Origin of the sequence: Pseudomonas sp. A-B-19 (assembly GCF_019947515.1) — a bacterium.
Lineage (GTDB): Bacteria > Pseudomonadota > Gammaproteobacteria > Pseudomonadales > Pseudomonadaceae > Aquipseudomonas.
Genome location: NZ_JAGYGN010000003.1, coordinates 85,742 through 111,568 on the forward strand (window position 1 = coordinate 85,742; position 25,827 = coordinate 111,568).

Below are 25,827 nucleotides of genomic sequence, written 5' to 3' on the forward strand. Positions count from 1 at the left end.
ATCGATAGACATCTGACGCCAGAAAAAATCAGCTTAAAGGTCCTCGCCTCAAGGCGCTAAACTGCCCCTCATCCGAAGAGCCCCACGTCCGAGCCCTGCGAGCCGGTTTGAGCTGACATGACGCGCACCCATGAAATCCGCCCCGATCTGGAAGAGGGAATTGACCGCAAGGTTCTCAGCCAGCTGCGCGCACGCTTTCTGAAACTCAACGAAGGACGCATGGCCCGCGCCATGGAAGGGTTGTCGACCCGCCAGCAAGGGGTCCTGACCTTGCTGCCGCTGTTTTTCCACGTCAACCATCCGCTGTTGCCCGGCTACGTTTCCGGCAGTACGCCGGCCGGGCTGTCGAACTTCGAACCGGATGCCAATGTCCTCACTGAAGCCCAGCGCCTGACCCGCTCGTTTTCCTACAAGCCGCGCCACGGCAGCAACCCGCCGAGACCGATTCACGGACTGTTCCTGATGGGCAGCCTCGGCACCCTGGCACAGGCCGACCAGAGCGACATGGATGTGTGGGTCTGCCATGGGCCAGACCTGACCGAAAACGAACTCGCCGAGCTGCGCAAGAAATGCCAGTTGCTTGAAGCCTGGGCCGCCGGCCAAGGTGCGGAAGCGCATTTTTTCCTGATCGACCCGAGCCGTTTTGTCCGTGGCGAGCGCGATACTCAGCTGAGTTCGGAAGATTGTGGAACCACCCAGCACTACCTGTTGCTGGACGAGTTTTACCGCACCGCGATCTGGCTGGCCGGACGCACACCGATCTGGTGGTTGGTGCCGGTCTATGAAGAGTCGAGCTACGACCGCTACACCCATGGCCTGACTTCCAAACGTTTCATCCGTGCCGATGAAACCCTCGACCTCGGCAATCTGGCCTACATCCCGCCCGGCGAATTTATCGGTGCCGGACTCTGGCAGTTGTACAAGGGCATCGAGTCACCCTACAAATCAGTGCTCAAGCTGTTACTGACCGAGGTTTATGCCAGTGAGCACCCCAGGGTTCATTGCCTGAGCCTGCGCTTCAAACAAGCGGTATTCGCCAACCGGCTCGACCTCGACGAGCTGGACCCGTATGTCGTGGTGTACCGGCGCATTGAGGAATACCTGGTCGCCCGCAACGAACCGGAACGGTTGGAGCTGGTGCGTCGTGCGCTGTACCTGAAGGTCAATCGCAAACTGACCGGCAGCCGCCGCACCCAGAGCTGGCAACGCTCGTTGCTCGAGCGCCTGGCCCGCGAATGGCAGTGGGACCAGCGCCAACTGGCCCTGCTCGACAGCCGCAGTCAGTGGAAAGTCCGCCAGGTCAGCTCCGAGCGGCGGGCGCTGGTCAACGAACTGAACTACAGCTACCGCTTCCTCACCCAGTTTGCCCGTCACGAACAAACCGTCAGCCGCATCAACAAGCGCGACCTGAGTGTCCTCGGCCGTCGCCTGTACGCCGCATTCGAGCGCAAGGCCGGCAAAGTCGAGTTCATCAACCCCGGTATCGCCCCGGACCTGGCTGAAGACATCCTGACGCTGGTGCATGCCCCGAACAGGAAAGAACCGGGGCAGAGCCAATGGGGCTTGTACAATGGCAGCCTGACGGCACTGGAGTGGGAACATTTCGCACCGATCAAACGCAGCCGCCACTTGCTGGAACTGCTGACCTGGTGCCACCGCAACGCAGTGATCGACAGCAGTACCCGCCTGGCCCTGCACCCCGGCACCAGCGACTTGAGCGAATTCGAACTGTTCAACCTGCTTGGCAGCCTGCAACAGACCATCGCCCTGCCCTTGCCCACCGTCGCCGAAGAACCGCTGCTGCGCGCCAGCGTGCCGAGTGAAGTGCTGATTCTGGTGAATGTCGGCATTGACCCGCTCAAGCACCATCGCGACCTGAACATCCTGATGACTACCGAGCGCACCGACTCCCTGAGCTACGCCGGTGTCCGGGAAAACCTGGTGCTGACCCTGGACCAGGTCACGCTCAACAGCTGGAATGAAGTGCTGGTCGGTCGCTATGACGGCCCTCACGCCCTGCTCGACTGCATCCGCGACTACCTCAATAACCTGCCGGCCGGGCCACATCAGCCGAAGCTGAGGGTGCGTTGCTTCTGCCATAACCGCGCGCAGTTCATTGCCCAACGGGTCGAGGAAATCCTCGATACCGCGCAGAACCTGCTGCTGAGCCGGCTCAATCATCGCTACCTGATCCAGGTCCAGCAGCACTACCACGTGCTGGAGCTGGTGTCGGGCCAGGTCCGGCACGTCGCACTGTCCACGCTACCGGCATTGATCGATTACCTGGGCGAGGAAATGGCCAGCTACAGCCCGCTGCACCTGGATCCGAAGGCACTGGAAGACCACGACCTCGCGCTGTTCCTGCCGACGGGCCAGCCGGACTGCATACAAGTGTTCTATCGGGTCAATGAAAATCAGGCCGATCTGTACGTGCTCGATGAGTTCAATGCCCTGTGGCAGCAACGCCTGCCCTGGCACGACGAGCAAAGCCTGCTGGTACCGCTGCAGCGTTTCCTGCAATCGATCCAGTACCGTCGCGATGCCCTGTTGCCAATGGATACTGTCCATCCCTTGAAACTCGACACCCTGTATTGCCAGTTGCTGCCGTCAGGCCCTGGCCGGGCGCGCCGCATCGAGGCCCGGCCGGTACCGCAGACACCGGTGGACAAGCCGTTCTACGACGTGCAGGCGATCGTCGGCAAAGCCGCACCGGGCCAGGTGCAGGTCACGCTGTATTGCAATCAACGGGAGTTTTCCGAGCTGGAACATGGCGACCAGCTGTTCAGCGTGGTCGCCCGGGAAATCGTCGGGCAGCGACGGGAGAGCGAACGCTACCGCTGCTACATCACTGACCTCGACCTGTCAGGCCTGCTCGGCGAAGGGCAGAGTTCCACTCATCTGTACCTGCGCTACAAGGCTGATCTGGAGCACGCATTGAACGAGGCGTTCGATCAGGTCTGAGGGGGTGTCACTCGGGGAACGCGCCGCCATTGGCCGGCTGCGATTCGACTTCCAGCAGCGTCAGCTTCAGGGTCTTGCCGCCCGGCGCCGGCCAATCGATATGCTGACCAACTTTCAAGCCGAGCAGTGCACTGCCCACCGGCGCCAGGATCGAGACCTTGCCTTCGTCGGCATTCGCATCCTTGGGGTACACCAGGGTCAGGTGGTAGTCCTTGCCACTGCCTTCTTCACGGCAATGCACGCGAGAATTCATGGTCACGACATCCGCCGGCACTTCATCGTGACCGACCACGGTATCGGCGCGATCCAGTTCGGTTTGCAGCGCAATAACGCCCGGCAGCGTCTCGTCCAGGCTATCGATCAGACGCTCCAGACGCTGGACATCCAGACGGGTAAGGGTGATGGAAGGTGCGGTCATGATCTGGGCAGACTCCTTTCTTCTGCACGAAAAAAGCAAAACCCCGCCAGAAAAAGGCGGGGTTTTCATCAGCCTCGGTGGGTTGAGGCGTTTCCGGACACTATCACAGCTCAAAAAATATACAAGCCGCCACGCGGCGGCGTAGGAGCGCCGGCCTTGCGATTCGAAGCCTGCGCGCAAATCACGCGCCGACGATCGTCATCGGCCGAACGCCATTCGCGGATGTCTTCGACATGACGAAAGCACCCCAGACAGACTTTCTGCTCATCCAGCCGGCAAACTCCGCTGCACGGCGATGGCACCGCCGGGCTGACGTTGCTGTAGAGCGGCTTGGGCGCACGGACAGGCGCAGGCTGGGTCACGATCTCACAGGCCTTCGAAATCAAACTCGACACCGGCCTGTTGCTTGACGATACGCTCGAGCATTTCACCCAACTGCTCTTCACTCTTGTCGCACATCCAGCGCTCGCTTTCTTCGTCGTAGTCGAAGTGGAAACCGCCGGAAACCGCTGCCAGCCACAGCTGACGCAGCGGCTCCTGGCGACTGAAGATCAACTGGCTGCCGTTCTCGAACTTGACGGTCAGCACACCGGCCGAGATTTCGAGGTCGATATCCAGGTCACTCTCGTCAAAGATGTCCTCCAGAGTTTGCTGGGTGGCATCGACCAGGTCATGGAAACGCGCTTCGGACAAACTCATTACGGCAACCTCAAAAAGTGTCTGATCAGGCTCAAGCGCCGCAAGATACGACCGAGCCCCGTCGATTGCAAAGGATAACGACCAGTTACCCTGCCTGTAGGCTCGATGTGCATGCGGCCGAGCCCCGCCGGACGGGCGGTCCGCTGCATAGGCAAGCTGCCGGGTGGCCGGTATACTCCGGCGCAATTAATGCATTTTCAAGGATTTCGCCATGAAGCGCCTGATCTCTTCCCTTGCTGCGATCGCCGCGGTTGCCTGCCTTGTGTCGGCCTGTGGTCAAAAAGGCCCGCTGTACCTGCCTGACGAAAATCAGGACCCTGCCGAGCAGGCCATCTCGTCGCAACAACAGCCTGCCTCGAAAGCACACAAGCACGACGTCTACCAATAAGGGAACCTCATGGACGCTTTTAACTACCGTGACGGTGAACTGTTCGCGGAAGGTGTTGCCCTGTCTGCCATCGCCGAGCGCTTTGGTACACCGACCTACGTTTACTCCCGCGCGCACATCGAAGCCCAATACCTGGCTTACGCCGATGCACTGGCCGGCATGCCGCACCTGGTGTGCTTCGCGGTCAAGGCCAACTCCAACCTGGGCGTACTGAATGTCCTGGCGCGTTTGGGTGCCGGTTTCGACATCGTCTCCCGTGGCGAACTGGAGCGTGTACTGGCCGCTGGCGGCAGCGCCGACAAGATCGTGTTCTCCGGCGTCGGCAAGACCCGTGACGACATGCGTCGCGCCCTGGAAGTCGGCGTGCACTGCTTCAACGTCGAATCCACCGACGAGCTGGAACGCCTGCAAGTGGTCGCCGCCGAACTGGGCGTTCGCGCGCCGATTTCGCTGCGCGTGAACCCGGACGTCGATGCCGGCACCCACCCGTACATTTCCACCGGTCTCAAAGAGAACAAGTTCGGCATCGCCATCGCCGACGCCGAAGACGTGTACGTGCGTGCCGCGCAACTGCCTAACCTGGAAGTGGTCGGCGTCGATTGCCACATCGGCTCGCAACTGACCACCCTGCCGCCGTTCATCGACGCTCTCGACCGCCTGCTGGGCCTGGTCGACCGCCTCGGCGATTGCGGCATCTATCTGCACCACATCGATCTCGGTGGTGGCCTGGGCGTGCGATACAAGGACGAGGAGCCACCACTGGCTGCCGACTACATCAAGGCCGTGCGCGAGCGTCTCGACGGTCGTGACCTGGCGCTGGTGTTCGAGCCGGGCCGCTTCATCGTCGCCAACGCTGGCGTGCTGCTGACCCAGGTCGAGTACCTCAAGCACACCGAGCACAAAGACTTCGCCATCGTCGACGCCGCCATGAACGACCTGATCCGCCCGGCGCTGTATCAAGCCTGGATGGACGTCACTGCCGTGCGCCCGCGCGCCTCTGCTGCTCGCGCCTACGACATCGTCGGCCCGATCTGCGAGACCGGCGACTTCCTGGCCAAGGATCGTCAACTTGCACTGGAAGAAGGCGACCTGCTCGCCGTGCATTCAGCCGGTGCCTACGGGTTTGTCATGAGTTCCAACTACAACACCCGCGGCCGTACCGCAGAAGTGTTGGTGGACGGTGATCAGGCATTTGAAGTGCGTCGCCGCGAGACGGTAGCCGAGTTGTTTGCTGGCGAAAGCCTGCTGCCGGAGTAAAACCATGCTGCTGCGTTTTACCAAGATGCACGGCCTGGGCAATGATTTCATGGTTCTCGACCTGGTCAGCCAGCACGCACATATTCTCCCCAAGCATGCCAAGCAATGGGGCGACCGGCACACCGGCATCGGTTTCGACCAGTTGCTGATCGTCGAGGCGCCAAGTAACCCGGACGTGGACTTCCGCTATCGGATCTTCAACTCCGACGGTTCCGAAGTGGAACAGTGCGGTAACGGCGCGCGCTGCTTCGCCCGCTTCGTACTCGACAAGCGCCTGACCGCAAAACGGCAGATCCGCGTCGAGACCAAAAGCGGCGTCATCGAACTGGACGTGCGAAACGACGGCCAGATCAGCGTCAACATGGGCGCCCCGCGTCTGGTGCCGGCGGACATTCCGTTCCAGGCGCCGGAGCAGGCCAAGAGTTATCAGGTCGACGTCGACGGCACCCCGGTCGATCTGGCTGCCGTGTCCATGGGCAACCCCCATGCCGTACTGCGGGTCAGCGATATCAACAATGCACCGGTGCATGAACTGGGGCCGAAAATCGAACATCACCCGCGCTTCCCGGCACGGGTCAATGTCGGTTTTCTCCAGGTCATCGACCGCAGCCGCGCGCAGTTGCGCGTCTGGGAGCGTGGAGCCGGGGAAACCCAGGCTTGCGGAACCGGCGCCTGTGCCGCCGCAGTGGCCGCGATCAGCCAGGGGTGGATGGATTCACCGCTATTGATCGACCTGCCTGGCGGGCGCTTGTCCATCGAGTGGGCAGGCCCTGGCCAACCGGTGATGATGACCGGCCCGGCAGTACGCGTATATGAAGGACAAGTGCGTCTTTGAGTGAGCGAAATCCATGACCGACAAGCCTCAGGTACCCGCACGACAAGCTGACGAATCACCGTCCGAAAGCCTGGAGGCGGCGGCTGTTGCCGCGTACCTGGAGGCTCATCCGGACTTTTTCGTCGAGCATGAAGAACTGCTCCCGTCCCTGCGTATTCCCCATCGGCGCGGCGATACCGTGTCGCTGGTGGAGCGTCAGATGACCATCCTGCGCGACCGCAACATTGAACTGCGTCATCGCCTGTCGCATTTGATGGACGTGGCCCGGGACAACGACCGGCTTTTCGAAAAGACCCGTCGCCTGATTCTGGCATTGATGGATGCCGCCAGCCTGGAAGACGTGGTGATGTGCGTCGAAGACAGCCTGCGCCAGGAATTCCAGGTGCCCTTCGTCAGCCTCATCCTGCTCGGCGACAACGCCATGCCGGTGGGCCGCTGGGTCACCCACGCCGAAGCACAAGTGGCCATCGGTGGTTTACTCTCGGAAGACAAATGCGTCAGCGGCAGCCTGCGCGAGCATGAACTGGACTTTCTGTTCGGCGAAGAACAGCGCAAGCAGATCGGCTCCACCGCAGTCGTTGTCATCAGCCACCAAGGCATCCACGGCATCCTGGCCATTGCCAGCCGTGATCCGCAACACTACAAAAGCTCGGTGGGCACCCTGTTCCTGAGCTACATCGCTGAAGTCATGGGTCGCGTGCTGCCACGGGTCAACAACTCCCTGCGCTCGGTACGCTGAACATGGAACGGCAACTGGACGCTTACTGCGAACACCTGCGCAGTGAGCGGCAAGTGTCGCCGCACACGCTGTCGGCCTACCGCCGCGACCTCGATAAAGTGCTGGGCTGGTGCGTCAAACAGAACATCGGCAGCTGGACGGCGCTGGACATCCAGCGCCTGCGCAGCCTGATTGCCCGTTTGCACGCCCAGGGCCAATCGTCCCGCAGCCTGGCGCGATTGCTGTCTGCCGTTCGCGGGCTCTATCATTACCTGAACCGCGAAGGTCTGTGCGACCACGATCCGGCCAATGGTCTTGCGCCGCCCAAAGGCGAACGCCGCCTGCCGAAAACCCTCGACACCGACCGCGCCCTGCAACTGCTTGAAGGCGGGGTTGAAGATGACTTTCTGGCACGTCGGGACCAGGCGATTCTGGAGCTGTTCTATTCCTCCGGGCTGCGGTTGTCGGAGTTGACGGGGCTCAATCTCGACCAGCTCGACCTGGCTGACGGTATGGTCCAGGTACTCGGCAAAGGCAGCAAGACCCGTCTTCTGCCGGTAGGAAAAAAGGCCCGTGAAGCCCTGGAACAGTGGCTGCCACTGCGGGCCATGGCCAACCCGGCGGACGATGCAGTGTTTGTCAGTCAACAAGGTCGCCGTCTCGGTCCGCGGGCGATCCAGGTGCGGGTCAAGGCTGCCGGCGAACGCGAATTGGGGCAAAACCTGCATCCGCACATGCTGCGGCACTCCTTCGCCAGCCATTTACTGGAGTCCTCCCAGGACCTGCGCGCGGTGCAAGAACTGCTCGGACACTCGGACATCAAGACCACGCAGATCTACACCCACCTGGACTTCCAGCATCTGGCAGCGGTTTACGACAGCGCCCACCCACGGGCCAAACGCATGAAAGGCGACGATTCATGAGTATTCAGTTGATCACCTTCGACCTCGACGACACCCTGTGGGATACCGCCCCCGTGATCGCCAGCGCCGAAGCCGTTTTGCGTGAATGGCTGACCGAGCACGCGCCCTACCTTGGGGCAGTGCCGGTGGAGCATCTGTGGGCTATTCGCGAGCGTGTATTGAACAACGAGCCAAGCCTCAAGCACCGCATCAGCGCCCTGCGTCGGCGGGTGCTGTTCCATGCGCTGGAAGAGTCCGGTTACCGGCATGACGAAGCGTCGGATCTGGCGGACAAGGGTTTTGAAGTGTTTCTGCACGCTCGCCATCAGATCGATGTGTTTCCGGAGGTCGAACCGACCCTGGAAGTCCTCGCCAACCATTACACCCTCGGCGTGGTCACCAACGGCAACGCCGATGTGCGTCGGCTGGGGCTGGCGGACTACTTCAAATTTGCGTTGTGTGCCGAAGACATCGGCATCGCCAAACCCGATGCGCGACTGTTTCATGAGGCATTGCAGCGCGGTGGCGTGACCGCTGAAACGGCGGTGCACATTGGCGATCATCCAGGCGATGACATTGCCGGTGCGCAGCAGGCGGGAATGCGGGCAATCTGGTTCAACCCGGCGGGCAAGGTCTGGGAAGCCGAACGGTTGCCGGATGCGCAGATTCGCAGCCTGACCGATTTGCCGGCGTTGCTGGCGAGTTGGAACAAGGCCTCGGCCTGACACAGAACCTGTGGGAGCGAGCTTGCTCGCGATGAGGGCTTAACATTCAAAATAAATGTTGCCTAACACTCCGCCATCGCGAGCAAGCTCGCTCCCACAGGGATCACCACAAGTTTCAATTTTTTGTTTCAGGCATGAAAAAGCCCGCAGCGACGGCGGGCTTCTTCAGCAAGCGGACAGCAGGCTCAGATAGGCCGGCTGCCGTACTTGTTGTCCGGCTTCTTGGGCGGATCGGCGACCACATTGGCCTCCACTTCCTGCACCTTGCCGCCACGAGCCAGGAATTCTTCCATGGCCTTGGCCAGGGCGTCGCGTTCCTTGTTCTTGGCTTCGACACTCGGCAGCTCATCGACCGATACCGCAGCCTTGGCCTTGCCTTTGGCGGTCGGAACCGGCGCATCACCACCGTCGTCTTCAGCGACGTCTTCCGCCACTGCTTCCAGACCTTCTTCGGTTTCGTCTTCGTCGCCTACTTCGAGGTCGTCGTTTTCCAGATCATCGTCGCTCATGTTCTACCTCATGACTTGCGAAAAGCAGATTAGTTATAGCCCAGCTTTGCCCTCTGTCGAAGGCTGCCGGAAAAAAATCAACAGCCGCTGCTGACCAGCGGCTATGCCTCTTCACCGTGCACGGTGGCGAGGACTTTACGGGCACCGCCATGATCACGGTGCTCGCCCAGGTAAACACCTTGCCAGGTCCCCAACGCCAGCCGGCCCGCCGAAATCGGCAAACTGAGCTGACAGCCAAGCACGCTGGCCTTGAAGTGCGCCGGGAGGTCGTCCAGGCCTTCGTCGTTATGCTCATAGCCGTCTGTTCCTTGTGGGATCAGACGATTGAAAAATCGTTCGAAGTCGCGACGTACCGCCGGATCAGCGTTCTCGTTGATGGTCAACGACGCCGAGGTATGCTGCAGCCACAAATGCAAAAGACCGACCCGACACGCCTTGAGTTCAGGAAGGCCGGCGAGTAACTCGTCCGTTACCAGATGAAAGCCCCGGGGCCTCGCTCGCAAGGTAATCAGAGTCTGTTGCCACATACAGTTCTCCGCTCGTTCGGGGCGCATTCTAGCGCGCTCTGGGAAAAAACAAAGGCCCTAATATTCCTTCAATCCTGTAAGCCTTCGACCGCACAAAAACACCCGGCGCAAACATCGCAAAACCTGTAGGAAAAAACCTTTCAGCTCAGCTTTCAATGACAAATTCCAGACAAAAAAATGCCCGGCAAGCCGGGCAGGTTTTTTATGCGCTTGCTTACAAGTTGTAGCCGCGTTCGTTGTGAAGCGCCAGATCGATGCCGACCGCTTCTTCTTCTTCGCTGATGCGCAGGCCCATGACCGCATCCAGCACCTTGAGGATGATGAATGTGGCGATCGCGGTGTAGATCACCGTGAAGCCCACGCCCTTGCACTGAATCCACACTTGTGCGGCGATGTCGGTGACGGTGCCGAAGCCACCCAGGGACGGCGCGGCGAACACACCGGTCAGGATTGCGCCGAGGATACCGCCGATACCGTGTACGCCGAAGGCGTCCAGGGAGTCGTCATAACCAAGCTTGCGTTTCAGGGTGGTCGCGCAGAAGAAGCACACCACACCCGCTGCCAGACCGATTACCAGCGCGCCCATCGGGCCAACGGTGCCAGCGGCCGGGGTGATTGCCACCAGGCCGGCAACCACGCCCGATGCGATACCCAGTGCACTAGGTTTGCCGTGGGTGACCCACTCTGCAAACATCCAGCCCAGCGCCGCAGCGGCGGTAGCGATTTGCGTCACCAGCATCGCCATACCGGCGGTGCCGTTGGCCGCAGCGGCGGAACCGGCGTTGAAACCGAACCAGCCGACCCACAGCATGCCCGCGCCCATCAAGGTGTAACCGAGGTTGTGCGGCGCCATCGGCGTGGTCGGGAAGCCTTTGCGCTTGCCCAGCACCAGGCAGGCAATCAGACCGGCCACACCGGCGTTGATGTGCACCACCGTGCCGCCGGCGAAGTCCAGAACACCCCAGTCCCACAACAGGCCGCCGTTACCGGACCAGACCATGTGCGCAATCGGCGCGTAAACCAGGGTGAACCACACGCCCATGAAAACCAGCATCGCGGAGAACTTCATCCGCTCGGCGAAAGCGCCGACGATCAACGCCGGGGTGATGATCGCGAAAGTCATCTGGAAGGTGACGAACACCGCCTCAGGGAACAGCGCCGCAGGCCCGGTCAGGCTGGCTGGCGTGATGCCGGCGAGGAATGCCTTGCCCATGCCGCCGACGAACGAGTTGAAGTTGATGACGCCCTGCTCCATGCCCGTGGTGTCGAACGCGATGCTATAGCCATAAATGACCCACAGCACGCTGATCAGACCGGTAATGGCGAAGCACTGCATCATCACGGAAAGAATGTTTTTCGACCGAACCATGCCACCGTAGAACAGCGCGAGGCCGGGAATGGTCATGAACAGCACCAAGGCTGTAGAGGTCATCATCCAGGCGGTATCGCCGGAGTTGAGGACGGGGGCCGCCACTTCGTCTGCCGCCAAGGCAAGGCTGGGCATTACGATGGACAACAGGGCTCCTAGCCCTGCGAATTTACGCAGAGTCATATTGTTTTCTCCTGGGGCGTTGGGTTTGTGGCGGCTTAGATAGCGTCGGTATCGGTTTCGCCGGTACGGATGCGAATCGCCTGTTCCAGATTGACCACGAAGATCTTGCCGTCACCGATCTTGCCGGTGTTGGCAGCCTTGGTGATGGCCTCGATTACCCGGTCCAGATCCTTGTCGTCGATGGCCACATCGATCTTCACCTTGGGCAGGAAATCGACCACGTACTCCGCGCCGCGATACAGCTCGGTGTGACCCTTCTGCCGACCAAAGCCTTTGACCTCAGTGACGGTAATGCCCTGCACGCCGATCTCGGACAACGACTCGCGTACGTCGTCCAGCTTGAACGGCTTGATGATGGCAGTGACTAGCTTCATGAAAACTCTCTCCCGAATTGGTGGACTTGCCCCAGGAAAACAAACCCGACTCAAGTCTAAGCGCAGTGCCTGGCTTTGTAACGCATCGTCGGCCCTGACCTGCCTGTCCGACGCCCCTCACGAAACACTCCCCCGCTTCGCTTGGCGCACTGCGTTCGTCACAGGGACTGCATCAGTGCATGGGTCATCAGGGTCTAAGCAGAAAGCTTGCCATCTCCACAAAAACTACTGTTTTCAAGCCTTTACCCGCAGATGACTGCTATTTCGCAACAACACCCGACGCGATACGCACAACAACGGTGCGATACCGTCCGTCCCCGTGCGCGAAAAGCGTGCATCCCTGGCCCGCGCAAATGACTATAGACACTGCGTGATACACTGCCCGGCATTGTTTCCAGGACATTGCCCATGCTCGCGCCAAAAGATTTCCTCGACGCCCTCACCGGCACCGCCTCCCGCCTCTTCAGCGGCGACACGCCTCTGCCGAAAGCTGAAATCGAAAGCCAGTTCAAAATGTTGCTGCAGAGCGGCTTCAGCAAACTGGATCTGGTGAGCCGGGAAGAATTCGATAGCCAGATGGTTGTACTGGCGCGCACGCGGGCGCGGCTGGAGAGCCTTGAAGCGAAAGTCGCCGAGCTTGAAGCGAAGCTCAATCCACCAGCCGAGTAACACCACGATCCCTGTGAGAGCGGGCTTGCCCGCGATTGAAGGTCGGCATGACCTTACGCTTCACCTGTAGGAGCCGCCGAAGGTTCGGGCCGCGTTCGGACGATCTTTTGATCGCAAGCCCCGCAACAATCCCGGCAACGTCCTACAAAACATCACACCGCCGTCCGATTGCGTCGCCAGGTATCCGGTCTCTAAGCTCATCCCCAGCTGAATATTCAGCACCGGGTTTGGCGACCTGGATAGCATCCGACGCACTGCGACCACATTCGAATCAGGGAATTATCCCATCTCGAATTATGGCGGCTGTGCGTGGGAGACCTTCAGGTCTGCCGGTTTGTCCGGATGCACCGGTTCGCCAACCCGCGCGCAGCTGCCACCCTTTCGTTTGGCGACGAACAGAGGCAGCTTCCTTCATACGCATCCGGAGTTGCAAAATGGAAGAAAGCTATCTAATCCCCCACGTCTTCACCCGCCACAAGCTCCACCTCCACGCCCTCCTGATACAAAACCAACCCTGGTTCAGCGCCCGCGACCTGGGCCGACTGCTACGCATCTACCTCAACGACCGCCAACTCCGAAAACTCGATCCCGACCAATACCAAACAGCCAGAACCCTAATCCACGGACACATCGAAAACACCCTGCTGATCAGCGAATCCGGCGTCTACGCCATGCTCGTCTATCACTACTGCCCCGAGTACCGAGCGTTGCGTGAATGGCTCACCCACGAAGTCGTTCCCGTCCTGCGAGACGCCCAACACCCCACCACAACCGAACGCCCGCAACTGAGCCTGCTCAACTGGCCGGAAATGTCGTTGAGCCTGCTGCACTGGAACAACCAACCGTGGATTCGGTTGCAGGATGTGCCGCATCTGATGACAGAGCGGGAGCAGGCAAGACGCCCGGTAAAACCGTGGTGGAAACGGGCTTCACTCGTCTTGCAGTCGCTTTGAATATTTAACGTTCAACCACGCTCGATCTGGGCTGAGCGCAACTCGTAGGTCGATTGCAGATTCAGCCAGAACTCGGGGGTGGTGTTCAGGTGGATGGATAGCTTTTGCGCCGGACAATCGACTTGTCATTTACCTGGACGATTAATAGTATCGATCTCACTCCCAGGCACAGGAGGTGTCCATGATTCAAAGAAAGCGAAAAGCCAAGCTTTTACTCATCATTCAATATCATGCTGAAGCACTTCGGCTAGGCGGCAAGATTTCAGCCAATCAACAACGATTTCTTGATGTCGCTGCCGCTCACGGCAAAGACCTTGAACCTCCGGGCTTACTTGCCGGTAAAAGAGCCTGAAACTGTCTACCAAAGAACCGCCTGAATGGCGGTTTTTTTCTGCCCGTCCGTCCGGCGATAGCTCGCAACATCCTCTAAAACCAACGCATACAGCCAGTGTCCATAGATAATCAACTAACCTGTACTTGGTCGATTCGACCTGGCGATTGCCCTGGGGATTCTCTCGGCCAGCGTGCAGGTGCCGACGCTGACTCTGGATGATGTGGAGTGTCTGGGGGAGCTGGCGCTTTCCGGTGCAGTGCGGCCGGTCCGCGGGGTGCTGCCGGCGGCATTGGCGGCGCGCAAGGCCGGGCGCTGGTTGATGGTGCCGCAGGCGAATGCCGAGGAGGCCTGCCTGGCGTCGGGGTTGAAGGTCATCGCAGTGGACCATCTGCTGCAGGCAGTGGCGCATTTCAATGGGCACACACCCATCGAGCCTTACGTTTCCAATGGTTTGCTCCACGCCAGCAAACCCTATCCCGACTTGAACGAAGTTCAGGGGCAAATGGCAGCCAAACGCGCACTGCTGATTGCGGCAGCGGGTGCGCATAACCTGCTGTTCAGCGGGCCACCGGGCACAGGCAAGACGTTATTGGCGAGCCGATTGCCAGGGCTGCTGCCACCCCTGGCCGAGAACGAAGCACTGGAAGTCGCGGCGATTCAATCGGTCGCCAGCTGTGTGCCATTGAGCCATTGGCCACAGCGCCCCTTCCGACAACCGCACCATTCCGCCTCTGGACCGGCACTGGTGGGCGGCGGTTCGAAACCGCAACCCGGCGAAATCACCCTCGCCCACCATGGCGTGCTGTTCCTCGATGAACTCCCGGAATTTGATCGCAAGGTACTGGAGGTACTGAGAGAGCCACTGGAATCCGGCCACATCGTGATTTCCCGCGCCAAGGACCGCGTACGCTTCCCGGCACGTTTTCAATTGGTCGCCGCGATGAATCCCTGCCCCTGTGGATATCTTGGCGAACCGAGCGGCCGTTGCTCCTGTACACCGGACATGGTTCAGCGCTATCGCAACAAATTGTCGGGGCCACTGCTGGATCGTATTGATCTGCACCTGACGGTTGCTCGCGAAGCCACTGCGTTAAATCCTGCGTTGAAACCCGGCGACGACACTGCCACTGCCGCCGAGCTGGTTGCCGATGCACGAGAACGGCAACAAAAGCGCCAAGGCTGTGCCAATGCCTTTCTCGACTTGCCGGGCCTGCGCAGACACTGCAAGTTATCCATAACAGACGAAACGTGGCTGGAGACGGCGTGTGAACGACTGACCTTGTCACTGCGAGCGGCCCATCGACTGCTCAAAGTAGCGCGCACTCTTGCGGACCTTGAGCAAGTCGATGGCATCACCCGTGAGCATTTGGCCGAAGCGCTGCAATATCGGCCGACAAGCCAGTAGCTCAAATTTGTAAGTTTTTTTCGACCAATAAGCGGCTTTTCGAAAAGATGGCGAAAATCAACCCTTGGTAAGGTCAACCAACGGCGTCTGCCGCACCTCAGTCTCCCGCCCACCCTGAATCTCGCTCACCTGCTTCAGCGCCTTATCCACAGCCGCCTTATCCGCCAGCAAGCTGTAGCTGATACGGAACTGCTTCTGCTCCGTGGGCTCAATCGTCGGCACCAGGTTCAGTGGCCGCTGATACCGGCGGTTGTAGGAAAAACTCGTTCCCGGCTCCAGCCCCGTGACATAGCCCTGGCCTTGGGTATCGGTGTTTTTCCACAGGGAGAACACCGGCAGTGTTTGCGTGTTGAAGCCGACCGAGACACCCAGGCTGCCGGCCTTGTTATGCAGCACGGTCAACGTATCGCCCTTGGCATCGGCATACGGCACTACGTTGTAAACCGTTTCGTCGTAGTCCTTGGTCGGTGCGCGATAGGTTTGCCAGTCCGGCAAATCGCTTTTGGCTTTATCATTGAACGGCGACACCTGTTTCACCGGCGCGGCGAAGCGGGCGCCCTGCTCCAGGAATGGCGTGCTGAAGTTGCTGTGATACAGCGCCTGGTATTCCTTCGGATAGTCGCCGTTGTTGGTCAGGGTGTCGTTGAGGGCGAACGCTACGCTGCCGGGCTCGGTGACCAGTTCGGTCGCGACCGAGAAGTCGACTTTCTTGAAAGCCTGCTCCTTCAGCTCGCCGCGCAGGCTGATGGCGTACGGCGGTTTTTCATCGATGTGCAGGGTGACTTTGTTGGCCGGGATATTGGCAGCGCGACCGTGCAGGGTCAGCAGTTCGCCGTTGTCGATGCCGGGGTGGCCGACCCATTCATAGCCGCAGCGGGTGACCAGCTCATTGAAGCCTTCCAGCCAGCCCAGGCCACCACGGCCGTTGAGTTCGATGAAGGACGGATTGACCACTTCCTTGACTGGCGAATCCCAACCCATGCGCACGTTACCCACCGAGGCCTGCAGGACGTTCATGCCGCGAGTTGGAACTACCGAAAGTTTCATCGTGCCGTTATCGATGTCGACGATGCTGACGCCTTCCTGCCGACCGCCATGCAAGGTGCGCAGGGTCACGCTGAAAGGTTTGTCGGTTTTTACGCCGAGTTGCTGGCTGGTGATCTGCCAGTTCTGGGCGGCTTTATCGGTGTCAAGCAGGACGTAATCCCAGGCCAGGGCTTGGGAGGCAGCGGACAGTGCGCTGAGGGCAACGAAGAGTTTGAGCGGGGTCATGGCAGCAGCCTTTCTTGGATTTGTGCCATTTTTATAGACTTGAAGAAACGTTTCAGCAAGCTTAAAAATCAAGAAAGCGACAGAAAATGCAAGAGATAGTCGATTCAGCCCAGGCGTTCGACATCCGGTAACTCCATGGCCCGGACCTCGCCTTGCAGGAAATCGCTGAGGCGACGCAAACGCTCACCGCCGGGGCGGGTTTTTGGCCAGACCAGGTAATAATGCTCACCACTGGCGACGGCGGTCGGCCACGGCAAACTCAGACGTCCCTGCGCAACATCCTCCGCCACCATCAGCAAATCGCCCATGGACACGCCGTAACCTCGAGCGGCAGCGATCATGCCCAGCTCCAGCGTATCGAACACTTGCCCGCCCTTGAGCGAGACTTGATCGGTCAGGCCCATGCGTTCCAGCCAGTTGCGCCAGTCACGGCGGTCCGGAGTCGGATGCAACAGCTCGGTACTGGCCAGACGTGCAACGTCCCACGGTTGATCCTTCAGAAGATTCGGCGCGCCCACCGGGATCAGCTCTTCGGGAAACAGGCAAGTAGCCTCCCAGTCCGGTGGAAAATGCCCGTTGCTGAGAATGACCGCGCAGTCGAAGGGTTCGTGGTTGAAGTCCACCGTATCGACGTCCATCCAGGCGCTGGTCAATTGCACTTCGTTCCCCGGTCGCAGGTGCCGAAAACGACTGAGCCGCGCCAACAGCCAACGCATGGTCAGGGTCGACGGGGCTTTCATGCGCAGGATGTCGTCCTCGGCGCGCAAGGTATTGCAGGCCCGTTCAAGGGCAGTGAAACCTTCGCGTATGCCGGGCAGGATCAGCCGCGCCGACTCGGTCAGTTGCAGGTTGCGCCCGCTGCGATGAAACAGCCGACAGGAGAAATGCTCTTCGAGCGTACGAATGTGTCGGCTGACTGCACTTTGAGTGATCGACAGTTCTTCGGCGGCGCGAGTGAACGAGCTATGCCGCGCCGCCGCTTCGAATGCTCGAAGGGCATACAAGGGAGGAAGACGACGAGACATCAGGAAAGCTCCTACAGCGCGATTGCTTCAACTTATCGGAAACTCTCTCACATGAGTTTTAATCATGCCACCCATCCTTTTTATCCCTTTGTGCAAACCCCGCAGAGCGCCGAGAATCGACGCTTCCTGTTTTCTCTGACAATCGAGCGTGATGATCATGCAGCATCCAGCACGTACTGAACTCCGGGCCATCCTGCGGCTGGCAGGGCCGCTGATTGCCTCGCAGCTGGCGCACATGCTGATGGTCCTCACCGACACCCTGATGATGGCGCGCCTGAGTCCCGAAGCACTGGCCGGTGGCGGGCTCGGTGCGGCGACCTATTCGTTCGTGTCGATTTTCTGCATCGGCGTGATTGCGGCGGTCGGCACACTGGTGGCGATCCGTCAGGGTGCCGGCGATATTGTCGGGGCTACCCGGCTGACCCAGGCCGGGTTGTGGCTGGCATGGCTGATGGCGCTGGCCGCCGGTTTGCTGCTGTGGAACCTCAAACCAGTGCTGCTGCTGTTCGGCCAGACCGAAAGCAACGTCCAGATGGCCGGGCAGTTTTTGATCTTCCTGCCGTTCGCCCTGCCCGGCTACCTGAGCTTCATGGCCCTGCGCGGATTCACCAGTGCCATTGGCCGTGCGACACCGGTGATGGTTATCAGCCTGGGTGGAACCGTGGCCAACTTCCTGCTCAACTATGCGCTGATTACCGGGATGTTCGGCCTGCCGAAACTCGGGCTGATGGGTATCGGGCTGGTCACGGCGATTGTCGCCAACCTCATGGCACTTGCACTGGCGTGGCACATTCGGCGGCATCCGGCTTATGAGGCCTATCCGTTGCGTCAGGGCCTGTCGCGGCTGAACCGCCAGTACCTGAAGGAGCTGTGGCGCCTGGGCTTGCCGATTGGTGGCACCTACGCGGTGGAAGTCGGGCTGTTTGCCTTCGCCGCATTGTGCATGGGTACCATGGGCAGCACGCAGTTGGGGGCGCACCAGATTGCGCTGCAAATCGTTTCGGTGGCATTCATGGTCCCGGCGGGTATTTCTTATGCCATCACCATGCGCATCGGCCAGCACTATGGTGCCGGGCAACTGCTGGATGCGCGGCTGGCCGGGCGAGTCGGTATTGCCTTCGGAGCGGCGGCGATGCTGTGTTTCGCCATGGTCTTCTGGCTGTTGCCGAACCAGTTGGTCGGCCTGTTCCTCGATCACAACGACCCGGCGTTTCGCGATGTCATCAACCTTGCCGTGAGCCTGTTGGCGGTGGCGGCCTGGTTCGAGCTGTTCGATGGCGTGCAAACCATTGCCATGGGCTGCATTCGCGGACTCAAGGATGCCAAGACCACTTTCCTCGTCGGCCTGGGTTGCTATTGGCTGGTCGGCGCACCGGCGGCGTGGTGGATGGCGTTCCATTGGCAGTGGGGGCCAACAGGTGTCTGGTGGGGCCTGGCCCTGGGGCTGGCGTGCGCGGCGGTGAGCCTGACGCTGGGGTTTGAGTGGAAGATGAAGCGGATGATTCGACGGGAGCCAGCGCAAAAGAACGGTTTCACCGTCGCTCAGCCGGATTGAGCCAGCTCCTGCAAGGTGCGGTGGTGGTTAAACCACCACTTCGAGCACCGGCTGCTGACGGGAATCAAACATCAGATATTCCACCAACTCGGCCAACGGCAATGGCTTGCTGATCAGATATCCCTGCACCTGATCGCATTCAAACCCACGCAGCAGATCCAGTTGCTCCGGCGTTTCCACACCTTCGGCGACCACCTCGAGGTTGAGGTTGTGCGCCAGGTTGATCATCGCGTGGACCAGCTTGCGGTTTTCCTCACGCAGTTCCATGCCGCCGACAAAGCTCTTGTCGATCTTCAGCAAGGTGATCGGCAGACTGTTTAGGTGCACGAAGGACGAGAAACCGGTGCCGAAGTCGTCGAGGGAGAAGCGCACACCCAGACGCCCGAGAGCGTCCATGGTCTGCTTGACCAGATCGCTGCGGCGCATCACGGCGGTTTCGGTCAGTTCGAATTCCAGCCACTGCGCCTCGACGCCACGCTCGGCAATCAGGCGACTCAGGGTCGACAGCAACTGACTGTCCTGGAACTGCCGGAACGACAGGTTGATTGCCATGTGCAACGGTGGCAATCCCAGCTCAAGCAGCGCCTGCATGTCGCGCAAGGCCCGGGAAATCACCCAGTAGCCCAGCGGGACGATCAGACCACTTTGCTCAGCCAGCGGCACGAACTCACTCGGCGGCAGCAAACCGCGCTCGGCATGCCGCCAGCGCACCAGGGCTTCGAGGCCGACGATTTGCCCGTCTGCGAGGTTCAGCCGTGGCTGGTAGTGCAGCTCCAGCTCATCGCGGCGCAACGCCCGGCGCAGCTCGGTTTCGAGGTCGGCAATGCTGCGGGCATTACGGTTGATGCGCTCGTTGAAAATGTGAAAGGTGCAGCCTTGGGTACTTTTGGCCTGCTGCATGGCGATATGTGCGTGCCACATCAGCGGATCCGCATCGGTCTGGGCCCGGGCGTAGGCGATGCCCAGGCTGGAACCGATCAGCAGGCTTTCGCCGTCGACCCAATAAGGCTCGGCTAATGCTTCGCTGATGCGTTCGGCCATCCACTCGGCACGCTGGGGAGCGCGACGTGTGTCGATCAGCAAAGCGAATTCATCGCTGCCCAGGCGCGCCAGTTGATCACCAGCCTCGAGCTGGCTCTTGAGCCGCGCCACCACTTGCAGGATCAAACGGTCACCGGCCTGATGGCCAAGGGCATCGTTGGCATAACGAAAGTTGTCGAGGTCGAGATGACCGAGGGCCAGGCCGCGCCCGTCGTTTTCCGCCAGCCGCGCGGTCAGCAGGGTCTGGAAACCCTGGCGATTGGCGATGCCAGTGAGCGGATCTTGCTCGGCCAGGCGTTGCAGAGTGTTTTCCAGGACGCCACGCTCGCGCACATGGCGCAGACAGCGGCGCAACATGCCGGTATCGAGCAGATCGCGCACCAGCCAGTCACTCACACCGTCAGGCGAGGTCAGCGGTTCATGGTCGAGCAGCAACACCGTCGGCAGGCTGCAACGGCCCGGCGCCGGTTGAAGTTGCGGGATGGTCAATAACACCGCGCTGCGGTTGTCATCGAACAGGCTGCTGACCGACTCCCAACTCGGCGCACTGATGAGCACGGCCGAGTTCCCCATAGGAGCCAGACACTCGCGCAACAACGCTGCCCACGCTGGCTCTTGAGCCAGTAGCAGCAAACGCAAGGGTTCGACAGGCGTAGACAAGCTAGCTCCCTAGACTCTGCAAAGATGTAGGCGACGGGCATTATGCCGTTCCGATAACTAATGACAATGACATCAGTTATCAAATCGGGCCCTTTGCATCTGGAATTACGAACATTAGCCGCAAATTCATTACGCATCCTGCGTGAAAGTAACAAAACCGGCAATTACAGATAGCGTGGTACGTCACAAGTCGGACAGAGCAGCACAATTTGCTGAGCCTGTTAAAATGCCGGCCCATTTTGTGACTGACTCCTGAATTTACCTATGTCCCGACTCAATCCCCGGCAGCAAGAAGCCGTGAGCTACGTCGGCGGCCCTCTTTTGGTGCTCGCCGGCGCCGGCTCCGGCAAGACCAGCGTGATCACGCGCAAAATCGCGCACCTGATCCAGAACTGCGGCATTCGCGCCCAGTACATCGTCGCCATGACCTTTACCAACAAGGCTGCCCGCGAGATGAAGGAACGGGTTGGCACTCTGCTGCGTGCCGGTGAAGGTCGTGGGCTGACGGTCTGCACGTTTCACAACCTGGGCCTGAACATCATCCGCAAGGAACACGTGCGGCTGGGCTACAAACCGGGCTTCTCGATCTTCGACGAGACTGACGTCAAAGCCCTGATGACCGACATCATGCAGAAGGAGTACTCGGGCGACGACGGCGTCGACGAGATCAAGAACATGATTGGCGCCTGGAAAAACGACCTGATCCTGCCGGCCCAGGCCCTGGAAAACGCGCGCAACCCCAAGGAACAGACTGCCGCCATCGTCTACACCCACTATCAGCGCACGCTCAAGGCGTTCAACGCAGTGGACTTCGACGACCTGATCCTGCTGCCGGTGAAGCTGTTCGAAGAGCACGCCGACATCCTGGAAAAGTGGCAGAACAAGGTGCGCTACCTGCTGGTCGATGAATACCAGGACACCAACGCCAGCCAGTACCTGCTGGTGAAAATGCTCATCGGTAAACGCAACCAGTTCACCGTGGTAGGTGACGATGACCAGTCGATCTACGCCTGGCGTGGTGCCCGCCCGGAAAACCTGATGCTGCTCAAGGAAGACTACCCGTCCTTGAAAGTAGTGATGCTGGAGCAGAACTACCGCTCCACCAGTCGTATCCTGCGCTGCGCCAACGTGCTGATTTCGAACAACCCCCACGAATTCGAAAAGCAGCTGTGGAGTGAAATGGGTCACGGCGACGAGATCCGTGTGATCCGTTGCCGCAACGAGGATGCCGAGGCCGAACGCGTGGCCATGGAAATCCTCAGCCTGCACTTGCGCACCGATCGCCCCTACAGCGATTTCGCGATTCTTTATCGCGGCAACTACCAGGCCAAGCTGATCGAACTGAAGTTGCAGCATCACCAGGTGCCGTATCGCCTGTCCGGCGGCAACAGCTTTTTCGGACGCCAGGAAGTGAAAGACCTGATGGCCTACTTCCGCCTGATCGTGAACCCGGACGACGACAACGCCTTCCTGCGGGTGATCAACGTGCCGCGCCGCGAGATCGGCTCGACCACGCTGGAGAAGCTGGGCAACTATGCGACCGAGCGCAAGATCTCGATGTACGCCGCCACCGACGAAATCGGCCTGGGCGAGCATCTGGACTCGCGTTTCACCGATCGCCTGTCGCGCTTCAAACGCTTCATGGACAGGGTGCGCGAGCAGTGCGCCGGCGAAGACCCGATCTCGGCCCTGCGCAGCATGGTCATGGACATCGACTACGAGAACTGGCTGCGCACCAACAGCTCCAGCGACAAGGCCGCCGACTACCGCATGGGTAACGTCTGGTTCCTGATCGAGGCGCTGAAGAACACCCTGGAGAAAGACGAAGAAGGCGAGATGACCGTCGAGGATGCCATCGGCAAACTCGTGCTGCGCGACATGCTCGAGCGTCAGCAGGAAGAGGAAGACGGCGCCGAAGGCGTGCAGATGATGACCTTGCATGCCTCCAAGGGCCTGGAGTTCCCCTATGTGTTCATCATGGGCATGGAGGAGGAAATCCTCCCGCACCGCTCCAGCATCGAAGCCGACACCATCGAAGAAGAACGTCGCCTGGCCTACGTGGGCATTACCCGCGCGCGCCAGACTCTGGCCTTCACCTTCGCTGCCAAGCGCAAGCAGTACGGCGAGATCATCGATTGCGCGCCGAGCCGCTTCCTCGATGAACTGCCGCCGGACGATCTGGCCTGGGAAGGCAACGACGACACGCCGACCGAAGTCAAAGCCGTGCGCGGCAACAACGCATTGGCGGATATACGCGCGATGTTAAAGCGCTAGAATTGACCACTTTTATATGACCTTCGGCGCACAGGCGCCAACAGAGGACAGCTTCATGGATGCCCTGCACAAGAAAATTCGCGAAGAAGGCATCGTGCTTTCCGACCAGGTCCTGAAAGTCGACGCCTTTCTGAACCACCAGATCGACCCGGCCCTGATGAAGCTGATCGGCGACGAATTCGCCACGCTGTTCAAGGATTCGGACATCACCAAGATCGTCACCATCGAAGCCTCGGGCATCGCACCGGCGATCATGACCGGCCTGAACCTCGGCGTGCCGGTGATTTTCGCCCGCAAGCACCAGTCCCTGACCCTGACCGAAAACCTGCTGTCGGCGACCGTGTACTCGTTCACCAAGCAGACCGAAAGCACCGTCGCGATCTCCCCGCGCCACCTGACCAGCAGCGACCGTGTGCTGATCATCGATGACTTCCTGGCCAACGGTAAGGCGTCCCAGGCACTGATTTCGATCATCAAACAGGCCGGCGCTACCGTGGCGGGCCTGGGCATCGTGATCGAGAAGTCATTCCAGGGCGGCCGTGCGGAGCTGGACTCGCAGGGTTATCGCGTAGAGTCCCTGGCTCGTGTGAAGTCGCTGGCTGGCGGCGTTGTGACCTTCATCAAGTAACGCCACACCGCAATTCCCCTGTAGGAGCTGGCTTGCCAGCGAAGAGGCCATCACATCCAACATCTTTGTTGTTTGTCGCACCGCCTTCGCTGGCAAGCCAGCTCCTACAGGGGATCGGTAGCCTTGAGGCCGGTCAGTAGCAAGCGCTGAAACAGGTCTTCCATCAAGCCTTCCGGGTTGGCCAGTTGCATGCGCTGCAGATGCTCCGGGAACGCTGCCGCCTCCGGCGCATCCAGCGCTGCCTTGCCCAATTCCAGCACCTCGCTCAGCTTGAACTTGCTCTTGAGCCAGTTCAGCGCCCGCAACAGATCACGCTCGACCTCGGTGAAATCACAGCCCAGCGGATACTCCGCAAACAGCTGCGGATGCCGTGCCTGAATCGCCTGTAACCGCTGCGGACTGTTATCGGTAAAGCGCGGATCCAGACGGAAGTCCCTGGGCAATTTGCCGACGTTCTGCGCCTGCTCGATCAATCCCGATTGAAAACGCGAGTCGCTGATATTGAGCAAGGCCTCGATCACCGCCGCATCGGTCTTGCCGCGAAGATCGGCGATGCCGTACTCGGTGACCACGATGTCCCGCAAGTGCCGGGGAATCGTGCAGTGACCATACTCCCAGACAATGTTCGAGCTGACGTCGCCGCCGGATTCACGCCAGCTGCGCAGCAACAACACCGATCGCGCGCCTTGCAGTGCATGGCCCTGAACCACGAAGTTGTACTGCCCGCCTACGCCGCTGAGCACACGTCCGTCTTCGAGCTGATCCGCCACGGCGGCCCCCAGCAACGTCACGGTGAAGGCCGTGTTGATGAATCTCGCATCGAGGCGCTGCAAGCGTTTGAGTTCTTCCTGGCCGTACAGCTCGTTGATGTAGCTGATGCGGGTCATGTTGAACTCGAGCCGCTTGCCCTGGGTCAACTCCCGCAGGCGTTCATAGAAACTGCGTGGCCCGAGGAAAAAACCGCCATGCACCGAGATGCCGTCGGTTTGCGCGGCTTCGTCGAGAGTGCCGGCATTGGCCCGCTGCTGGGTCGCCACGTCCGGGTAAACCTTGCGCCGCACGATCCCGGCATCGGCCAATACCAATAAGCCGTTGACGAACATTTCGCTGCAGCCATACAGGCCTCTGGCGAGCGGTTCGATGCCGCCCTCGCGCTCGATCAGTTGCACCCAGTGGCTGAGGTTTACGTCCGCCAGCAAAGCCCTGTACCCGTCGTTGTCAGCCTGCCGCGCCAGCAGCGCCGCCGTCAGCGCATCACCCATGGAGCCGATGCCGATCTGCAGGGTGCCGCCGTCACGCACCAGCGTGCTGGCGTGCAGGCCGATGAAATGGTCCTGACACCCCACTGGCATGTTCGGCGTGGAGAACAGCGTGGTGTTGTCCTTCTGGTCGATCAGCATGTCGAAGGTGTCGATGCCGAGCTCCGCATCGCCGGGCATGTAAGGCAGATCGTTGTGCACCTGGCCGACCATCAGGATGGTTTCGCCGGCGGTGCGGCGCCTGGCGATCATCGGCAGCAGGTCGAGGGTGATGTCCGGGTTGCAGCTCAGGCTCAAGCGGTCGGGATGTTCGGCATCGATGGCCACCAATTGCGCCACCAGGTTCAATCCGGCGGCGTTGATGTCTCGCGCCGCATGGCTGTAGTTGCTGCTGACGTAGTCCTGCTGCGCCGTGGCACTGTTGAGCAGACTGCCGGGCTGCATGAAGAATTGCTGGATGCGGATGTTGCACGGCAGCTGGTCGCGACGCAGGTCGGCGAGGAAATCCAGCTCGGGATAATCGCCGAACACCCGTTCGAGAAAGGGTTCGAGGAAGCGCTTTTGCAATCCGTCGCCCAGGGGCGGGCGGCCCAGGCACAACGCGGTGTAGATCGTCAGTCGTCGCTCGGGCAACTGAGCAATACGTCGATACAACGCGTTGACGAAGTGATTGGGTTTGCCCAGGCCCAGGGGCAGGCCCATGTGAATGTGGAGCGGCAACCGTGCCAGGACGTCATCGACCGCCTGCTCGATAGAGCACAACTGAACCATCGGATCCTCCCTCACGTTCCATGAATTGGGGTTGCTCCGAGCTTGCCGGGTCTTTGCCGCAATGAACAGCCCTGTAGGAGCGAGCTCGCTCGCGAAGGATTCACAGACGCCGCGGG

General features: G+C 60.3%; 24 protein-coding genes and 2 pseudogenes. 14 read left to right on the top strand and 12 right to left on the bottom strand.

Annotated elements, in window-relative coordinates; genetic code table 11:
- Positions 1-117: 117 nt before the first annotated feature.
- Positions 118-2,961: a class I adenylate cyclase gene (locus KGA81_RS04235; RefSeq protein ID WP_223544705.1), complete on the top strand. Its 2,844-nt coding sequence runs from the start codon at positions 118-120 to the stop codon at positions 2,959-2,961.
- 7 nt (positions 2,962-2,968) lie between these two features.
- Here the strand turns inward: KGA81_RS04235 and rnk are convergent, their stop codons facing one another.
- The 3 genes from rnk to cyaY form a co-directional block, all read right to left on the bottom strand.
- Positions 2,969-3,379 (bottom strand): nucleoside diphosphate kinase regulator, encoded by a 411-nt coding sequence (gene rnk, locus KGA81_RS04240; RefSeq protein ID WP_007992229.1) that lies wholly within the window; start codon positions 3,377-3,379, stop codon positions 2,969-2,971.
- Between the two features lie 110 nt (positions 3,380-3,489).
- Positions 3,490-3,741 (bottom strand): DUF1289 domain-containing protein, encoded by a 252-nt coding sequence (locus KGA81_RS04245; RefSeq protein WP_223544706.1) that lies wholly within the window; start codon positions 3,739-3,741, stop codon positions 3,490-3,492.
- A gap of 4 nt (positions 3,742-3,745) precedes the next feature.
- Positions 3,746-4,078 carry an iron donor protein CyaY gene (cyaY, locus tag KGA81_RS04250; RefSeq protein ID WP_223544707.1) on the bottom strand — a complete coding sequence of 111 codons (333 nt, stop codon included), beginning with the start codon at positions 4,076-4,078 and terminating at the stop codon, positions 3,746-3,748.
- A 211-nt stretch (positions 4,079-4,289) separates the two neighbouring features.
- On the opposite strand from cyaY, the gene lptM reads away from it, so the two are divergent.
- Genes lptM through KGA81_RS04280 form a run of 6 tightly spaced genes read left to right on the top strand, consistent with a single transcriptional unit; the run spans position 4,290 to position 8,903 of the window.
- On the top strand, positions 4,290-4,466 hold the full coding sequence (gene lptM / locus KGA81_RS04255; protein ID WP_223544708.1) for an LPS translocon maturation chaperone LptM: 177 nt from the start codon (positions 4,290-4,292) through the stop codon (positions 4,464-4,466).
- A 9-nt stretch (positions 4,467-4,475) separates the two neighbouring features.
- Complete coding sequence (gene lysA, locus KGA81_RS04260; protein WP_223544709.1) at positions 4,476-5,723, top strand: diaminopimelate decarboxylase; 1,248 nt, start codon at positions 4,476-4,478, stop codon at positions 5,721-5,723.
- 4 nt (positions 5,724-5,727) lie between these two features.
- Entirely contained in the window at positions 5,728-6,558 is an 831-nt protein-coding gene (dapF, locus tag KGA81_RS04265; RefSeq protein ID WP_218431712.1) for a diaminopimelate epimerase, read from the top strand.
- A gap of 13 nt (positions 6,559-6,571) precedes the next feature.
- Entirely contained in the window at positions 6,572-7,297 is a 726-nt protein-coding gene (locus KGA81_RS04270; protein ID WP_223544710.1) for a DUF484 family protein, read from the top strand.
- Positions 7,298-7,299: 2 nt separating this feature from the next.
- Positions 7,300-8,199: a tyrosine recombinase XerC gene (xerC, locus tag KGA81_RS04275; protein ID WP_223544711.1), complete on the top strand. Its 900-nt coding sequence runs from the start codon at positions 7,300-7,302 to the stop codon at positions 8,197-8,199.
- Entirely contained in the window at positions 8,196-8,903 is a 708-nt protein-coding gene (locus KGA81_RS04280; protein WP_223544712.1) for an HAD family hydrolase, read from the top strand. The genes xerC and KGA81_RS04280 overlap by 4 nt, the downstream gene beginning before the upstream one ends.
- A gap of 185 nt (positions 8,904-9,088) precedes the next feature.
- On the opposite strand, the gene sutA is transcribed toward KGA81_RS04280, so the two are convergent.
- The 4 genes from sutA to glnK form a co-directional block, all read right to left on the bottom strand.
- Positions 9,089-9,412: a transcriptional regulator SutA gene (gene sutA, locus KGA81_RS04285; protein ID WP_223544713.1), complete on the bottom strand. Its 324-nt coding sequence runs from the start codon at positions 9,410-9,412 to the stop codon at positions 9,089-9,091.
- 101 nt (positions 9,413-9,513) lie between these two features.
- Positions 9,514-9,939 carry a secondary thiamine-phosphate synthase enzyme YjbQ gene (locus KGA81_RS04290; protein ID WP_008015517.1) on the bottom strand — a complete coding sequence of 142 codons (426 nt, stop codon included), beginning with the start codon at positions 9,937-9,939 and terminating at the stop codon, positions 9,514-9,516.
- A 214-nt stretch (positions 9,940-10,153) separates the two neighbouring features.
- Positions 10,154-11,491, bottom strand: a complete 1,338-nt coding sequence (locus KGA81_RS04295; protein WP_223544714.1) for an ammonium transporter — start codon at positions 11,489-11,491, stop codon at positions 10,154-10,156.
- A 35-nt stretch (positions 11,492-11,526) separates the two neighbouring features.
- Entirely contained in the window at positions 11,527-11,865 is a 339-nt protein-coding gene (gene glnK / locus KGA81_RS04300) for a P-II family nitrogen regulator (protein ID WP_002555808.1), read from the bottom strand.
- A gap of 408 nt (positions 11,866-12,273) precedes the next feature.
- Between glnK and KGA81_RS04305 the strand changes: the two genes are divergently transcribed.
- Entirely contained in the window at positions 12,274-12,534 is a 261-nt protein-coding gene (locus tag KGA81_RS04305) for an accessory factor UbiK family protein (RefSeq protein WP_008015521.1), read from the top strand.
- 434 nt (positions 12,535-12,968) lie between these two features.
- Positions 12,969-13,487: a Bro-N domain-containing protein gene (locus KGA81_RS04310; RefSeq protein ID WP_223544715.1), complete on the top strand. Its 519-nt coding sequence runs from the start codon at positions 12,969-12,971 to the stop codon at positions 13,485-13,487.
- Positions 13,488-13,498: 11 nt separating this feature from the next.
- Here the strand turns inward: KGA81_RS04310 and KGA81_RS04315 are convergent.
- Positions 13,499-13,597, bottom strand: a pseudogene (locus tag KGA81_RS04315) (addiction module antidote protein, HigA family); the annotation flags it as partial.
- Between the two features lie 71 nt (positions 13,598-13,668).
- On the opposite strand from KGA81_RS04315, the gene KGA81_RS04320 reads away from it, so the two are divergent.
- The gene (locus KGA81_RS04320) at positions 13,669-13,839 is read left to right on the top strand and encodes a hypothetical protein (protein WP_223544716.1); all 171 of its coding nucleotides are present in this window, start codon (positions 13,669-13,671) and stop codon (positions 13,837-13,839) included.
- A 127-nt stretch (positions 13,840-13,966) separates the two neighbouring features.
- Positions 13,967-15,226: pseudogene (locus KGA81_RS04325) on the top strand (YifB family Mg chelatase-like AAA ATPase); the annotation flags it as partial.
- A 57-nt stretch (positions 15,227-15,283) separates the two neighbouring features.
- Here the strand turns inward: KGA81_RS04325 and KGA81_RS04330 are convergent.
- Positions 15,284-16,498, bottom strand: a complete 1,215-nt coding sequence (locus KGA81_RS04330; RefSeq protein WP_223544717.1) for an aldose 1-epimerase family protein — start codon at positions 16,496-16,498, stop codon at positions 15,284-15,286.
- A 104-nt stretch (positions 16,499-16,602) separates the two neighbouring features.
- Positions 16,603-17,523, bottom strand: coding sequence for a LysR substrate-binding domain-containing protein (locus tag KGA81_RS04335; protein WP_223544718.1), 921 nt, complete (start codon positions 17,521-17,523; stop codon positions 16,603-16,605).
- A 157-nt stretch (positions 17,524-17,680) separates the two neighbouring features.
- Between KGA81_RS04335 and KGA81_RS04340 the strand changes: the two genes are divergently transcribed.
- Entirely contained in the window at positions 17,681-19,078 is a 1,398-nt protein-coding gene (locus KGA81_RS04340; RefSeq protein ID WP_223544719.1) for a NorM family multidrug efflux MATE transporter, read from the top strand.
- Between the two features lie 27 nt (positions 19,079-19,105).
- Here the strand turns inward: KGA81_RS04340 and KGA81_RS04345 are convergent, their stop codons facing one another.
- Entirely contained in the window at positions 19,106-20,779 is a 1,674-nt protein-coding gene (locus KGA81_RS04345) for a putative bifunctional diguanylate cyclase/phosphodiesterase (protein ID WP_223544720.1), read from the bottom strand.
- Between the two features lie 264 nt (positions 20,780-21,043).
- On the opposite strand from KGA81_RS04345, the gene rep reads away from it, so the two are divergent.
- Together rep and KGA81_RS04355 are read left to right on the top strand one after the other, a co-directional pair.
- On the top strand, positions 21,044-23,053 hold the full coding sequence (gene rep / locus KGA81_RS04350) for a DNA helicase Rep (protein ID WP_007975144.1): 2,010 nt from the start codon (positions 21,044-21,046) through the stop codon (positions 23,051-23,053).
- Positions 23,054-23,108: 55 nt separating this feature from the next.
- Positions 23,109-23,681 (top strand): xanthine phosphoribosyltransferase, encoded by a 573-nt coding sequence (locus KGA81_RS04355; RefSeq protein WP_223544721.1) that lies wholly within the window; start codon positions 23,109-23,111, stop codon positions 23,679-23,681.
- Positions 23,682-23,785: 104 nt separating this feature from the next.
- On the opposite strand, the gene KGA81_RS04360 is transcribed toward KGA81_RS04355, so the two are convergent.
- Positions 23,786-25,711, bottom strand: a complete 1,926-nt coding sequence (locus tag KGA81_RS04360) for an acetyl-CoA hydrolase/transferase C-terminal domain-containing protein (protein ID WP_223544722.1) — start codon at positions 25,709-25,711, stop codon at positions 23,786-23,788.
- Positions 25,712-25,827: the final 116 nt, after the last annotated feature.

Excerpts from the sequence above, each read along its gene's own strand:
- rep (WP_007975144.1), top strand. The coding sequence starts at position 21,044 with ATGTCCCGACTCAATCCCCGGCAGCAAGAAGCCGTGAGCTACGTCGGC.
- lysA (WP_223544709.1), top strand. The coding sequence starts at position 4,476 with ATGGACGCTTTTAACTACCGTGACGGTGAACTGTTCGCGGAAGGTGTT.
- KGA81_RS04305 (WP_008015521.1), top strand. The coding sequence starts at position 12,274 with ATGCTCGCGCCAAAAGATTTCCTCGACGCCCTCACCGGCACCGCCTCC.
- KGA81_RS04310 (WP_223544715.1), top strand. The coding sequence starts at position 12,969 with ATGGAAGAAAGCTATCTAATCCCCCACGTCTTCACCCGCCACAAGCTC.
- KGA81_RS04360 (WP_223544722.1), bottom strand. The coding sequence starts at position 25,711 with ATGGTTCAGTTGTGCTCTATCGAGCAGGCGGTCGATGACGTCCTGGCA.
- KGA81_RS04290 (WP_008015517.1), bottom strand. The coding sequence starts at position 9,939 with ATGTGGCAACAGACTCTGATTACCTTGCGAGCGAGGCCCCGGGGCTTT.
- KGA81_RS04295 (WP_223544714.1), bottom strand. The coding sequence starts at position 11,491 with ATGACTCTGCGTAAATTCGCAGGGCTAGGAGCCCTGTTGTCCATCGTA.
- KGA81_RS04355 (WP_223544721.1), top strand. The coding sequence starts at position 23,109 with ATGGATGCCCTGCACAAGAAAATTCGCGAAGAAGGCATCGTGCTTTCC.
- KGA81_RS04235 (WP_223544705.1), top strand. The coding sequence starts at position 118 with ATGACGCGCACCCATGAAATCCGCCCCGATCTGGAAGAGGGAATTGAC.
- lptM (WP_223544708.1), top strand. The coding sequence starts at position 4,290 with ATGAAGCGCCTGATCTCTTCCCTTGCTGCGATCGCCGCGGTTGCCTGC.
- KGA81_RS04270 (WP_223544710.1), top strand. The coding sequence starts at position 6,572 with ATGACCGACAAGCCTCAGGTACCCGCACGACAAGCTGACGAATCACCG.
- sutA (WP_223544713.1), bottom strand. The coding sequence starts at position 9,412 with ATGAGCGACGATGATCTGGAAAACGACGACCTCGAAGTAGGCGACGAA.
- KGA81_RS04330 (WP_223544717.1), bottom strand. The coding sequence starts at position 16,498 with ATGACCCCGCTCAAACTCTTCGTTGCCCTCAGCGCACTGTCCGCTGCC.
- cyaY (WP_223544707.1), bottom strand. The coding sequence starts at position 4,078 with ATGAGTTTGTCCGAAGCGCGTTTCCATGACCTGGTCGATGCCACCCAG.
- glnK (WP_002555808.1), bottom strand. The coding sequence starts at position 11,865 with ATGAAGCTAGTCACTGCCATCATCAAGCCGTTCAAGCTGGACGACGTA.
- KGA81_RS04320 (WP_223544716.1), top strand. The coding sequence starts at position 13,669 with ATGATTCAAAGAAAGCGAAAAGCCAAGCTTTTACTCATCATTCAATAT.
- rnk (WP_007992229.1), bottom strand. The coding sequence starts at position 3,379 with ATGACCGCACCTTCCATCACCCTTACCCGTCTGGATGTCCAGCGTCTG.
- xerC (WP_223544711.1), top strand. The coding sequence starts at position 7,300 with ATGGAACGGCAACTGGACGCTTACTGCGAACACCTGCGCAGTGAGCGG.
- dapF (WP_218431712.1), top strand. The coding sequence starts at position 5,728 with ATGCTGCTGCGTTTTACCAAGATGCACGGCCTGGGCAATGATTTCATG.
- KGA81_RS04280 (WP_223544712.1), top strand. The coding sequence starts at position 8,196 with ATGAGTATTCAGTTGATCACCTTCGACCTCGACGACACCCTGTGGGAT.
- KGA81_RS04340 (WP_223544719.1), top strand. The coding sequence starts at position 17,681 with ATGCAGCATCCAGCACGTACTGAACTCCGGGCCATCCTGCGGCTGGCA.
- KGA81_RS04335 (WP_223544718.1), bottom strand. The coding sequence starts at position 17,523 with ATGTCTCGTCGTCTTCCTCCCTTGTATGCCCTTCGAGCATTCGAAGCG.